We start from the raw sequence: 13,641 nt of genomic DNA, 5'->3' as shown, positions 1-13,641 counted from the left end.
GCACCTAGTGATCGTCTCACGACTCCGGGCAAAAGTAGTTTCCTGTCACACTATGACAGTTTTCCTTACGAAATTCTGTCACTCTATGACACTATTTGGAAGTTGGGAATTCGACGAAAGAGAAAAATTGACCTCGGAACGTACAGAAACAGAAGCCGCAGTGTCGCCACCGCAGGCGCCTAAAGCACAATTGAGCACCAAGCAGCTCACCGGCATCATCGCCGCATTGGCGCTGGCAGCATTCATGATGATCTTGAATGAAACTGTCTTGACAGTGGCTCTGCCGGGAATCATGTCGGATATGAATATCACTGCCGCGACCGGGCAGTGGCTGACAACAGGATTCCTGTTGACCATGTCCGTAGTAATTCCAACTACCGGATTCCTGCTCCAACGCTTCGAGCACCGCTCGTTGTTCATGTTTGCCATCGTCAGCTTCTTGGCAGGCACCGGCATAGCCGTTATTGCGCCTAGCTTCGCCTTCTTGCTCCTGGCTCGGATCATTCAGGCACTAGGAACGGCGATCATCCTGCCATTGCTGATGACCACCACACTAACGTTGGTGCCGGTTCAAAAGCGCGGGACCATCATGGGTCTAAACTCCATCGTTATTGGCGTGGGTCCGGCAATCGGCCCAACAGTTTCTGGGGCAATTGTCCACGCCCTGAGCTGGCATTACGTTTTTGCCCTGATGCTTCCAATCGCTGCAGTGGTACTAGTACTGGGCATCACCTTCTTCAAGGTTCCAAGTAATACCAACAAGATCAAGGTTGACGCGGCCTCCGTGGCACTCTCCGCACTGGCATTTGGATTCTTGGTTTATGGAATTTCCAGTATTGAACATGCCGCAAGCAACCCAGCCTTGACTATCGTCAGCTTTGCGATTGGCGTTGTTTCGCTTGCCCTTTTCATCAAACGACAGATTTCACTCACCCGCGAAGGTCGTGAACTACTAAATCTTTCGGCCTTCAAGTCGCGTGAATTCACATTCGCCATCGTGATGATCATGATTGCCTTTGGTACGTTGCTCGGCTCCTTGATGATCATCCCAATATTGCTGGAGTCCGGTCGGGGCATCGACTCGCTGAAGATTGGCATGATGCTCTTGCCTGGCGGAGTCGCTCAGATCATCGTTTCACCAATTTTTGGTCGCATCTACGACAAGCACGGCCCACGTCCAGTGCTGATCCCAGGCGCCATCATGCTGGCCGCAGGTCAGTGGCTCTACACCACGATTAATGCGGAGACTGAACTGTTGATGTTCACTCTTACCCACATCATCTTCTCCATCGGCCTGGCATTGCTGATGACAGGGTTGATGTCCTCGGCCATGTCATCGTTGAACCCACGACTCTTCGGCCACGGCTCAGCAATCTTTAACACTGCTCAGCAACTGGCCGGCGCCATCGGAACCACCATTTTTGTCACCATCATGTCAGTGGTATCAAAGGCAAAAATTACCAGTGGTACCGAAGTTACCTCCGGGTTGTTCGCAGGTGCCCACGTCTCGTTTATCGTCGGGGCCATCCTGGCAACCCTCAGCATTGTCTTCGCATTGCTGATCAAAGGCAATCAACAAAGCACCGGCCACTAGTTAGCAACAGCTCCACCCCACAAGGCCCCGAGTCGAGATCAGTTCGCACTGTTTGCCTCGGGGCTTTGTCGCGTGCAATCGAAACCGCTCAAGAAACTTCCGCTTAGATTGTTGAACAATTATCGAAAGTAGGGCATCCTTTTATCAAGACATGCTCACGAGACGGGGATCACAATGCCATTCATAGACCTGAATTCTGACGTAGGCGAATCTTTCGGCAACTGGACTATGGGTGATGACGCCGCGATCTTCACCTCAGTTTCGTCGGCAAACATTGCCTGCGGATTCCACGCGGGAGACCCCAGCACCATTGCACAAACTTGTCGTGATGCCGTCAGCGCCAACGTCACCATCGGTGCCCACGTTGGCTATCGGGATCTAGCTGGCTTTGGCCGACGTTTCTTGGACTGCTCAGCCACCGAACTAGCCGACGACGTCCTTTATCAGCTCGGAGCACTGCAGGCATTAGCCCGCAGTGCAGGTGCTGAAATCAAGTACGTCAAACCCCACGGCGCTCTTTACAACACCATCGTGCACCACGAGGTTCATGCCCAAGCCGTTATCGATGCAATCAAAGCTTTTGGCACCGACCTTCCTGTCTTGCTACTGCCCGGATCCGTTGCCCTGCAAAAGGCCGAGGCAGCTGGCCTACGTGGAGTAGCCGAAGCTTTTGCCGACCGTAACTACACCCCGGACGGCACCTTGGTTTCCAGGCGCGAAGCTAATGCCGTGTTGCATGATCCCCAAGAAGTCACAGCAAACATGGTCCGACTAGCCACCGAAGGGACCATCGTTGCGGTCGATGGAAGCACCATAAAGATGCCTGCCGAAAGCATCTGCCTTCACGGCGATACCGCAGGAGCAGTGGCCATGGCCCGGGCCGTGCGTGAAGGACTAGAACACTCTGGCGTACAGATTCGGAGCTTTGCGTGAGCATCCGTGCCATTCATCGGGCAGGATCCCACGATCTGCTCGTCGACCTCGACTCGCTCGACGCCGTCTTGGCTCTCAACGCAACTTTGGAGGATTCCCCCCTCCCGGGGCAACGCGACCTGCTTGCTGCCGCTCAGACAGTGCTGTTGAAGTTCGACTCTTGGCAGAATGCGGAACGCGCCTTGGCAGCGTTGCCGGAACTTGAAATTGCTTCAACAGCTCGCACCGCAGGCAAACTTGTGGAAGTTCCAGTCCACTACGACGGCGAAGATCTAGCGGCGGTCGCCGAACTGACCGGCCTAAGCGTTGACGCGGTGATCGATGCCCACAGCAACCAAAAGTGGCGCGCGGTGTTTGGTGGCTTTGCTCCCGGTTTCGCCTACCTACTCGGTGAAAATCAACTATTAAACGTGCCCCGCAGAGACACCCCACGCACCAAAGTGCCAGCTGGCGCTGTGGCACTAGCTGGCGAATACTCGGCCGTTTATCCTCGCCAGTCCCCCGGTGGTTGGCAATTGATCGGACACACCGATCTGCAGATGTGGGACCTGCAACGCGATAATCCGGCGCTCATCCGACCTCAGGACACGGTCCAATTCGTTCCTACCAATGAAAAGTTATCTGTCCGTGAACAGAGAACGGTAACGGAAGCGACAGCAGAAACCTCCCGCGTCTGTGGTCTTAGAATCATTGATTCCGGATTGCAGTCCCTTTTACAAGATGCGGGACGTCTCGGCTTCGGCAACTTAGGTGTTGGCGTCGCTGGCGCGGCAGATCCTATAGCTTTCCGCCAGGCCAATAGGTTGGTCGGGAACCACCCGGATCAAGCAGTGATTGAAAATCTCGGCAGTCGAATCTCCGTTGAAGCATCTGAAGACCAAGTTATGGCGCACTGCGGAGCTCAGGCATCGCTGTGGATCACCCCAGCTGCTGACGACCCAATTCGAAACCGGCGCCAGGTAGTCAGCGACGCTCCCTTTGCCTTGTTGCACGGCGAGCGCTTGGACGTAGAACCTGCGGGTTCCGGACTACGCAGCTATTTGGCCGTTCGAGGTGAAATCGAGATAGAGCCGACGCTCGGGTCGCTGTCTACCGATACGCTCTCTGGTGTTGGCCCTGAGCCACTGGCAGCAGGAACAGCGATTCCAGTGAAAAGGCCGGCCATCGGGCATATTGTCGGCAATCCGCAACCCAGCACGCTGCCGGTTGCTGATGATCAGGGCCTGTATCAACTCCGGGTCATCGCAGGCCCACGCACAGAGTGGTTCGGCCCTGCCGGTTTGACTCAACTCGCTGACCAGATTTGGGAGGTCACCAGCGAGACCAACCGGGTGGGCATCAGGCTCTCTACCGAAGAACGACCGCTACAACGCATCAGAACTGGCGAACTAGCCAGCGAGGGTGTAGCTCGTGGCTCCCTACAGGTCCCGCCCTCGGGGCTACCGGTGTTATTCCTCGCTGATCATCCGGTCACCGGTGGTTACCCAGTGATCGCCACTGTTATCGACGAAGATCTCAGTGCTGCCGCACAGCTCCCCCCGGGAAGCAAGCTTCGTTTTGTCCTCCAGTCCCCCGCCACTACGCTGGCCCGCTAAATTTTAGGATTGTCATGAAAAAGGTTCTTATCGCCAACCGCGGCGAAATCGCGGTCCGCATTGCTCGGGCAGCTACTGACGCCAACATTTCCTCCGTTGCCATCTATTCGGACCCAGATGCGAATGCGCTGCATGTGCGGCGGGCCGATGAGGCCTACCCGTTGCACGGGTCCACGGGTGCCGAAACTTACCTGAACATTGAAAAGATCATCGAGATCGCCAAGCGTTCAGGGGCCGACGCGGTACACCCGGGTTATGGCTTTCTTTCCGAGAACGCAAAGTTCGCACAGGCTGTCATTGACGCTGGCATGAAGTGGATTGGTCCCTCACCTCAGGCAATCGAGGATCTGGGTAATAAGGTCACTGCACGAAAAATTGCTGTCCGGGCCGGTGCCCCGCTAGCACCAGGTACCGATGGTCCTGCCGAAAATGCCGCAGAAGTTCGTGCCTTCGCTGAGGAATACGGCGTGCCCGTAGCTATCAAGGCTGCTTTTGGCGGTGGCGGTCGCGGCATCAAGATTGCGTATTCCCTCGATGAGATCACCGAGGCCTTCGAATCGGCCACGCGTGAGGCCACGGTGGCCTTTGGCCGTGGTGAATGTTTTGTGGAGCGATTCCTGTCTAAGCCACGACACGTCGAGGCCCAGGTCTTGGCCGACGCCCATGGCAATGTTGTCGTAGTTGGCACCCGTGATTGTTCTCTACAGCGCCGGCACCAGAAGTTGGTGGAGGAAGCACCGGCACCGTTCCTCAGCGACGAGCAGCGAAATCGCATCCACGAATCTGCCAAAGCGATCTGCAAGGAAGCTGGCTACGTTGGCGCCGGAACCGTCGAGTATCTGGTCGCCCAAGACGGGCTGATTTCGTTCTTGGAAGTTAATACCCGTTTGCAGGTAGAACACCCGATCACCGAAGAAACCGCTGGCGTGGATTTGGTGGCAGAGCAGTTCCGCATTGCTGACGGTCTATCATTATCGCTGAGTGAAGACCCAACACCGCAGGGCCATGCCTTTGAATTCCGCATTAATGCCGAGGATCCTGCCCGCGGATTCCTTCCAGCTCCAGGCACGGTGGAACGCTTCGAGGCTCCCACTGGAGCCGGGGTGCGTATCGATTCTGGTGTTCGTAGCGGTTCGGTCATCCCACCCTTCTACGATTCAATGATTGCCAAACTGATCGTGCACGGAGCCGACCGTAATCAGGCTTTGCGTCGAGCGCGATCGGCACTGGACGAGATCACCGTTGCGGGTGTTCCGACAGTTTTACCGTTCCACCGTGCAGTCATTGACCATGAAGATTTTATTGGTGATCAGCTAAAGGTCTACACAACGTGGATTGAGGACGAATTCCTCAATGAAGTTGAAGCCAGCGATCAGATGGATCTCAACCAGTTGGATACCAGCCGGGAAACGATCACCATAGAACTAGATGGCAAGGCCGTACAGCTCGGATTACCAGCAGCTCTGACCAACGCCCTTCGCAACCCGTCAGGGGCTAGCGCCGCTGAATCAGCTCAGGCGCAACAGGCTCCCGAACAGGATGCTGCCACCGTGCTGAGCCCAATGGATGGCAATCTTGTGAGCTTCGCTGTCAAAGACGGCGAAACCGTTTCCAAGGGACAGACGGTTGCCGTGGTTGAAGCAATGAAAATGGAATCTGCTGTGTCGGCGCATCGTGATGGTGTTTTCACTGCCGCAAGCATTAAAATCGGGGCTGCGGTACGTCGTTCCGACGCGCTGGGAAGTATCCAGTAACCGAGTCTTCGCCTGTTCCCTTTCGAGCAATGAGTTGGGATAAATTGGACTAATGAACTCCAGCAGCAGTGCCTCCACACTTCCGGCCAAAGCACCCCACGCGCATAGCAGTGTATGGGCTGCGAGTCTTTTGCGTACTCGCATTGCCGAAGGTGAACTGTTGCCCGGAGACAAGCTGTCCGAGCAGTCACTGGCGGAGTCGTTGGGGCTTTCGCGCAATACCCTGCGCGAAAGCTTCACCCTGCTAGATAGTGAATTGATCATCACGCGCATCCCTAACCGTGGGGTATTTGTTGCCTCACCAGATGCTGATGATGTGCGAGAGATCTACGCGGTGCGACGCACCATTGAGCCTGCTTGTCTTGCTTGGGGCCCAGAACTGGATCTGGCGGAACTGGGCGAGATCATTGTTCAGGCGCGCTCTGCTTTGGCTGCGCACGATATACCTCGGATGGCCAACGCCAATCAGGCTTTCCACCAACAACTGGTTCGTTCATCAGATAGCAGTTTGGTCCAAGAGCTCATGGGACGTGTGCTGGCCAGAATGCGCTTGGTATTCCATGCGATGAGTGACGCCCCGGATTTCCACTCGCATTATGTGGAGCAAAACGCGCGCTTGGTAGAACTACTGAGTGAAGGTAAACGTGATGAAGCGGCCATGGCCTTGCGAGGATACCTGGACAAGGCTGAAGCTGAGTTGCTAGAGCACATCGACCGGGTATCAAGTTAACGTCAACACCCATGCTCCACCAGTAAAGTCTTGCGATATCTGTCTCATCGTCAACATGGACGGTCCTGCGCTTCCGGTTTGGCTCCCTGCGTCGCATCGTTGTCGCTATCTATCAAAAAGACCTAAGTTGTCGGACGCAGATAGACAATTCAATCATTGATTTTCCGCTATTTTTGGGGACCCTTGCGATTATTGATTGATCCGGCTCTCCCATGACCCAGGGTGATAAAAGTTCACCAGTAGTCACCTCGTAAGTTGATTGAGCCTTCAATACCTCAACCTGCGTTCACCTAGCTTGTCAGCGTATGGTTTAAGGCATTCTTGCCCGTTCTTTCCTGGACCGGTAAGACCGCACCCAATAGTCGTTGCTGAAAGGTTCCGCGCTGTGAACTTGCCCGTCGCCGAATTACATATCCATCTCGAAGGAACTCTGGAACCCGAGACGATCATGTCACTGGCCGCAAAGGACTCAATCCAACTGCCGTACAGCTCGATAGACGAGCTACGGGCACAGTATGAGTTCAGCAACTTGCAGTCATTCTTGGACCTGTTCTACGCAAACATGCTGGTTCTTCGCACCCGCGAGGATTTCTACGAAATCACCATGGCTTACTTGCATCGCGCCCATGCCTCAGGTGTGCGCCATGTGGAATTGTTCTTCGATCCACAGGCCCATGTTGAACGTGGAATGGATCTACGCGATGTCATCGCTGGAATTCGTGACGCACTAAGCGAAGCGCAGGAGCGCTGGGGAATCTCGCATAAGCTCATCGCCTGCTTCTGGCGCCATGCTCCAGCCAGCGAAGCTCTGGATCTTCTACGCTTCATGATTGAAGAACAGCACGATATCGATGGCATCGGGCTCGACTCCTCCGAGCTGGGTTTCCCACCGGAGCTCTTTGTCGATGTTTTCGATTTGGCCCGCGAAAGTGGTCTGCACGTTGTCGCTCACGCTGGTGAAGAAGGTCCAGCCGATTACATCTGGCAAGCGCTGGACCTGCTCAAGGTGGAGCGAGTGGATCACGGCATTCGGTGCTTGGATGATGAGAAATTGGTGCAGCGACTCGTTGCAGAACAGATGCCTCTCACCGTCTGTCCACTCTCAAATATCCGATTGCGTGCTGTTGATACGATGGCGGATCACCCACTGCCATCCATGCTTGAAGCGGGGCTAAAGGTCTCGGTACATTCAGATGATCCTGCGTATTTCGGTGGATACATGGACGCCAACTTTGCATCCCTCATGCAAGCGTTCAACTTCAGCACCGAGCAATTGGCCCAGTTGGCTCGAAATTCTTTTGAATCCTCGTTCATTGACGACTCTGCCAAGCGCGAGCGCCTTGCGGAAGTAGACGCCTGGGTTAGCCAACGCTAATCAAAATTTTCAGTTTAACTAGGTGATGCGGTGTTCTTCCCGGTTGGGACGAACACCGCATCACTTTTTGGTTATGGCACTTGATACTGTGAATCTTTGATATCAGTGATCAGCATGTGGCCTGGCGCATGCCCGATGGCTAAGGATGGTTTGGACTCCATCACGGCTGCTTGCGGCGTGACACCGCAGGCCCAGAAGACTGGCACGGTGCCTTCCGGAATTTGTACTGCATCGCCGAAGTCTGGCTTCGACAGGTCAGTAATTCCCAGCTCCTCCGGGTTACCAATGTGTACTGGCGCTCCGTGTACTGCAGGATATCGGGAAGTGATCCGAACGGCATCCGCTACTTGCGAAGCAGGAATTGGCCGCATCGAAACCACCATAGGACCGCTAATTGCTCCGGCTGTACTACTCCTGGTAGTGGTCTTGTACATCGGTACATTAACGCCCTGGTCAATGTGCGCGATGGATATTCCGTTGTCCATCAGGGCTGACTCAAAAGTGAAAGAGCAGCCGATGATGAAGGTAACCAGATCATCGCGCCAGTACTCATTGAGGTCGGTAGGTTCAGCGACCTTAACACCATTTTCGTAAACCACGTACTTCGGAACATCAGTCCTGATATCTCCGCCTGCCAGCAATTCGTTGGAGACTTCCCCAGCTTCAAGCACACCCAATACCGGGCAGGATTTGGGATTGCGCTGGGCGAAGAGCAGAACATCGAAGGCCAGCTCTCGCGGCACGATCATCAGGTTCGCCTGTGCATACCCGGCACTGATTCCTGCGGTTGGAAGCACTTGACCCTCACGGAAGAACTTCCGAGCTTGATTTGGGGACAGCGTGGCTCGTTGGTTCAATTCGAGGTCTTTGATGTGATTCATTTTTCCGCCTTAGGCTTGCCAGAGTGCGGCCAGACCAGTCAGCGAATTCCACCCGAGGAATACGCTAAGTAGCCATGCCAGGACACCCACGAGCAGAAGGAATTTCGGGTACTTATAACCGCCCATGAGGTCACGACGACGCCAAGCAACCCACAGCAATACCGCGAAACCGACAGGCAGGATCAGGCCGTTGAATGCGCCGGCGAAGATCAGCAAGGTGGCTGGTGCCTTACCCAAGAATAGGTAGATGATGCCACAGACCGCGATGAAAGCGACGGTGATCATGTTGCGGGTACGTTCTGAGGTGGTTCGCTTGGTGACAAACGAAACTGAAGTGTAGGCCGCGCCGATAACGCTGGTCAGGGCCGCTGCCCAGAGGATGATGCCGAACGCTCGAATGCCGATGTCTCCAGCGGCATGGCCGAAGGCTTCTGCGGCCTTGTTGTCGCTGGCCAGTACTACGCCGCCTGCAACGACGCCGAGGATCGCCAAGAACAAGAGCACTCGCATGATGCCCGTGACGATGATAGCCAAGATTGAGATATTGGAAATTGACTTGACGTGTTCAACACCGCTGGTACCAGAATCGATCATGCGGTGCGCGCCGGCGTAGGTGATGTAACCACCAACGGTTCCACCGATCAAGGTGGTAATAATCAGAAAATCGATCTTCTCAGGCAGAACCACATTGCGCAGGGCGTCTCCGACCGGCGGCGCGGCAACAATTGCTACGTAGAGCATCAAGAGAATCATGATGGCACCTAGCAGCACCACAATACGGTCCAGGGCCATTCCAGCTCTCTTGGACAGGAAGATCAGGATCGCGACGACGGCCGAGATGACCCCGCCAATCTTTGCATCCACTCCGAGCATGGCATTGATGCCAAGACCGGTGCCGGCAATATTGCCGATGTTGAAGACCATGCCACCGATGAATACCAGTACCGCGAGGAACCAACCCACACCGGGTAGGACCTTGTTGCCAAGTTCTTGAGCGCGCATGCCGGTAACACCGATGACGCGCCATACGTTTAGCTGCACCGCAATGTCGACGAGGATCGAAACGACGATGGCAAAAGCGAAAGCAGCGCCGATTTTTACCGTGAATTCAGTGGTCTGGGTAATGAACCCAGGGCCGATTGCGCTGGTAGCCATCAAGAACATGGCTCCAAGCAGGGCGGTTCGCCGAGCTTTGGGGCTCATTTCAGTCTTTGACTCAGGGAGTGCCATGGTGACGATCCAATGCGATAGTGGTGACAGCTGTCACAGAATCAATGTAACGCGGATAACATTACAGGTTGTTGAACAACCTTGGCAAGATGTTGTTGAACAATTTTGTGTTTCTAAATTTTCACGCCCGTCGATTAGCACCCAGCGATCGATACTGACCACGACCCCTGAAACATTCACTCTTTGACATGATTACCATCACCCCAAAGAGGAGACGCTTGAGTCACACGTGCACATTAGATCGATTTACATCCGCCCGAAATGCGCGAATTTTCGCGACCCCGGACTAACTTTTTCGAATTAGGTCAGTTTCAGAAAGATTTCAACCTACTTCAAAGTAAAGACTTTCAAACACTCTCTGATTTGGTCGTTTGCTAAGAACTACTTACAGTAATTCCTTGTGCGGTGGGGGCTGTAATGTGATCGCAAAAGGAATTGTGTTGAACCTTAGAGGCGAACTGTCAATTGCAACCGCTCTAATTGCGGGATTGGTAATAATACCCGCCGCTCCATCATTGGCGGAAGGATCGTGGACGTCGTCTATAACAGATGCGCTCACCGGTTTTTCATCTCGCAGTTGGAACGATCACAACACAGATTCGGTAGCGACAAAAACTACATTTACGACTTGCACGGAAACATGGGGATCTCCTAAGCGGGTCAGCAGCATTACAGTTGCTCTGGTTGATCATCGCGGAGCATGGCTTCCAGCAACAACCGTGGCAACAAAGTCCACTAGCGGTTGTGGTTCGGTGAGCTTTGGTGACCGAAAAAGAGCACCTACCATTTTACGATCAAGAAAATCTCCGGTCTAAGCTCAAACATTAGGCTCACTACCAAGAAAGTGACACAAGCGTACTAATGAGTACTCTGAGCATTAAAAACCTGTCATTTTCGTATCCCAAAAGCTCCCCGCAACTTGACCGCATTGATCTGTCCTACAGTTCAGGAAAAACGGCAATACTCGGGCCCAACGGAGCGGGGAAAACTACCCTCATTTCGCTGCTCGCCACCGCGCTCACACCCCGGCAGGGAACCATACAGCTCACTACCGATGTGCTGAAATACAGTTCAAAAGAACTACGAGCCTTCCGCCAGCAGGTTGCATGGCTACCTCAGGACTTCAGCCCGGTCGCAGGCTTGTCAGTACTGGAACATGTCACCTACTCCGCATGGCTCAAGGGTGCTAGCAGGAAAGCTGCAAAAGCAGCGGCACCCATCGCGTTGGAACGCGTTGGGCTGTCCGAGATGTCAAAGCACAAGGCCACCGCACTTTCCGGCGGTCAGCAACGGCGTCTTGGCATTGCTGGTGCGCTTGCGCATGATGCGGCCGTCATCTTGCTTGATGAACCAACGGCAGGACTAGATCCCAACCAGCGCGACAAATTCCAAAAGATTCTGAATGATATTGACCCGCAGAAGATTGTTCTCGTATCAACTCATCAGACCGAAGATATCGACGGTACTTTTGACTCCGTCTTTGTCCTCGATCAAGGACGTCAAAAATTCCATGGGTCCACCGCTGATTTTATGGAATTGGGTGGCTCCACCGAGGATGGTCCGCGTGATCGAATTCGTACAGCCTATGGTCAGCTAGTTTCGGGAGAACACTAATGCTCCCTATAGCAAATCGACCGGCGTTGTGGCTTCTACCCGTATTTCTAGTCATTGCTTTTGTCTACCTTGGTAGCTATACAGAGCTAGATTTGGTCCTTGGTAATCCGGATGCCGCAGTATCTGGCGCGTCGAGCACGCTCCTATTTTCGTGCTTATTGGCATCAATCTGCGCGGCCATCGAGTCAAGTCGTGAAAGGAACAGTCGCGGCGTCACTGAAGTGACTTCGCGCGGATACCTCTATCGAATTCTCGACAGGCTTTGGCCAAGCGTACTGTCGGCCACCATTATCCAAATTGTCATGGTGGTCTACCTTGTAGTTTCTTCAAGGCAGACCCCCGAACCCAAATTGTGGCTAGTAGTTCTCGGATACCTACTAGCGATAATGGCCCACTCGGCCTTTGGATACTTTCTCGGGCAATGGTTCCCTGGTCGTTTCGCCGTTCCTTTCGCACTGGTTCTAAGCTACTTGTTCCTTGCATTCACCGGAGCCTCAGGATATTTTCCTGCACATTATCTTTCCGGAATGACACTCAATGGTTGCTGTATGGCAGCCCAATCTCTGGACTACCGTGGCGTTTGGACCCTTATCGTTTTTTCCTCGCTCGCCACCTTGGGCTTCCTGACGCTAGCTAGCAACAACAATCCATTTCCCAAGAAGAAAACTGCCGGTCAGACTGCCCCAAGAAAATACGCTTTCGGGGCATCAGTATTGGTCCTCGCACTGACCGCTGGCCTATTTATTTCACGTGATTTTGATGGAATTGCTGTGGTAAACGATGAGACAAAACAGTTCACATGTACCGATACCAGCCCACAGGTTTGCCTCAACGATGTACAACGTTTTGGTGGAGATCGCAGCGAATTGGTAGCGCAAAGCGTGCGCGAACTATCGGAGATCGGTTTTCCAAAAGCCAAACGAGTGACCGCAGAACTCGATCACGACGTGCGTCTAGCCGAAACCGGTGAATTGGTGACCTCATTCGAACCTTGGTACACAGATGAACAGGTTGTGTACGCGGCGTCGAGTTCCTATTCTGCGGAGATCATCAATCATCTCTGCGAAAATGATGACTTCGACAATCAGTACGAGGCTTTTGAGATACTGCAGGACTGGAGCACCAACTACGCGCTTCACAAAGTCCTCGGCTCAAACGCAGAGATTACTGACGAGGCGTTGAGGTCCAAATCATTTGAACAACAGCGGCGTTGGGCGCTGAACGCGTACCAGCAACTCTCGCGATGTGAAGTACCCGCTTTGCCAAAGGGGCTGTAATGAATCTTTCCTTGCGTACCCGAGGACTCGTTATTTGCGCGATAAGCGCCGTCGTCTGTGGTGTTCTGGCTGGAGCATTCGGCCAACAGCTGTTGGCCATTCCATTCCTGGGTTCCCTGTTCATGCCCACAGCGATGCCTCTTCCGGTGATTCCGGCATCGTTGCTGAGCGTGATCCTCGGAGCGAATATTAGTGGTGCTAAACGTAGTTGGATGTTTGGTGCAGTGCGCAATATCTGGGCGCATTCGACGGGGTTTGCCTTAGGCATTCTGCTTCTTGGCACCATAGTTTGTGCGCTTACCGCGGTGCTAGCCGGCACCGGTCAATTCCCTACAGTCTTATTTGTCCGAGACCTAGCTAGCTTGGTGTCGCTGTGGCTCGTGGGTATCTTGTTTGGGCTGGGAAGTACTGCAACGGTTGTCCCGGTGGCTTACGTCGCTTTTTCCTCGGTTTTTGCCAGAAGCAAAAACGCAGAATTTTACCCATGGGCGTGGATCATGCAGCCACATCCATACTCTTGGTTTGGCATTGCATCTATCGTTGCCGGAGTACTCGCAGCTGGACTGCTGATCAAACGAAGGAAAGCACTTCGCTAGACCGCGGGTCAGATAACAAGAGAACAGCAAAGGACCCCGTCCAAAATCTATATGGATTTTGG

At 53.8% G+C, this 13,641-nt stretch carries 11 protein-coding genes; 9 read left to right on the top strand and 2 right to left on the bottom strand.

Annotation, left to right across the window (positions count from 1 at the left end):
• The first annotated feature begins 127 nt into the window (after positions 1-127).
• The 6 genes from ACT3RW_RS03320 (at position 128) to ACT3RW_RS03295 (ending at position 7,981) form a co-directional block, all read left to right on the top strand.
• A complete protein-coding gene (locus ACT3RW_RS03320; protein ID WP_444612811.1) occupies positions 128-1,594 on the top strand; it encodes a DHA2 family efflux MFS transporter permease subunit in 1,467 nt (488 codons plus the stop codon).
• A gap of 174 nt (positions 1,595-1,768) precedes the next feature.
• Complete coding sequence (locus ACT3RW_RS03315; protein WP_444612810.1) at positions 1,769-2,527, top strand: LamB/YcsF family protein; 759 nt, start codon at positions 1,769-1,771, stop codon at positions 2,525-2,527.
• Positions 2,524-4,122 (top strand): carboxyltransferase domain-containing protein, encoded by a 1,599-nt coding sequence (locus ACT3RW_RS03310; RefSeq protein WP_444612809.1) that lies wholly within the window; start codon positions 2,524-2,526, stop codon positions 4,120-4,122. Before ACT3RW_RS03315 ends, ACT3RW_RS03310 begins: the two co-directional genes overlap by 4 nt.
• A gap of 14 nt (positions 4,123-4,136) precedes the next feature.
• On the top strand, positions 4,137-5,876 hold the full coding sequence (locus ACT3RW_RS03305) for an acetyl/propionyl/methylcrotonyl-CoA carboxylase subunit alpha (RefSeq protein WP_444612808.1): 1,740 nt from the start codon (positions 4,137-4,139) through the stop codon (positions 5,874-5,876).
• A 52-nt stretch (positions 5,877-5,928) separates the two neighbouring features.
• A complete protein-coding gene (locus ACT3RW_RS03300) occupies positions 5,929-6,606 on the top strand; it encodes a GntR family transcriptional regulator (RefSeq protein WP_444612807.1) in 678 nt (225 codons plus the stop codon).
• A gap of 385 nt (positions 6,607-6,991) precedes the next feature.
• Complete coding sequence (locus ACT3RW_RS03295) at positions 6,992-7,981, top strand: adenosine deaminase (protein WP_444612806.1); 990 nt, start codon at positions 6,992-6,994, stop codon at positions 7,979-7,981.
• A gap of 71 nt (positions 7,982-8,052) precedes the next feature.
• Here the strand turns inward: ACT3RW_RS03295 and ACT3RW_RS03290 are convergent, their stop codons facing one another.
• Complete coding sequence (locus ACT3RW_RS03290) at positions 8,053-8,862, bottom strand: putative hydro-lyase (RefSeq protein ID WP_444612805.1); 810 nt, start codon at positions 8,860-8,862, stop codon at positions 8,053-8,055.
• 9 nt (positions 8,863-8,871) lie between these two features.
• On the bottom strand, positions 8,872-10,092 hold the full coding sequence (locus ACT3RW_RS03285; protein WP_444612804.1) for an NRAMP family divalent metal transporter: 1,221 nt from the start codon (positions 10,090-10,092) through the stop codon (positions 8,872-8,874).
• Positions 10,093-10,953: 861 nt separating this feature from the next.
• On the opposite strand from ACT3RW_RS03285, the gene ACT3RW_RS03280 reads away from it, so the two are divergent.
• From ACT3RW_RS03280 to ACT3RW_RS03270, 3 genes are all read left to right on the top strand, one after another.
• Positions 10,954-11,706, top strand: a complete 753-nt coding sequence (locus tag ACT3RW_RS03280) for an ATP-binding cassette domain-containing protein (RefSeq protein ID WP_444612803.1) — start codon at positions 10,954-10,956, stop codon at positions 11,704-11,706.
• Positions 11,707-12,176: 470 nt separating this feature from the next.
• Positions 12,177-12,983 carry a hypothetical protein gene (locus ACT3RW_RS03275; protein WP_444612802.1) on the top strand — a complete coding sequence of 269 codons (807 nt, stop codon included), beginning with the start codon at positions 12,177-12,179 and terminating at the stop codon, positions 12,981-12,983.
• A complete protein-coding gene (locus ACT3RW_RS03270; protein WP_444612801.1) occupies positions 12,983-13,579 on the top strand; it encodes a hypothetical protein in 597 nt (198 codons plus the stop codon). The genes ACT3RW_RS03275 and ACT3RW_RS03270 overlap by 1 nt, the downstream gene beginning before the upstream one ends.
• Positions 13,580-13,641: the final 62 nt, after the last annotated feature.

It is taken from the genome of Glutamicibacter sp. AOP5-A2-18, assembly GCF_052446055.1.
Classification (GTDB): Bacteria; Actinomycetota; Actinomycetes; order Actinomycetales; family Micrococcaceae; genus Glutamicibacter.
The sequence above is the reverse complement of the archived record's forward strand: the minus strand, read 5'-3'. Positions and strand labels throughout refer to the sequence as shown.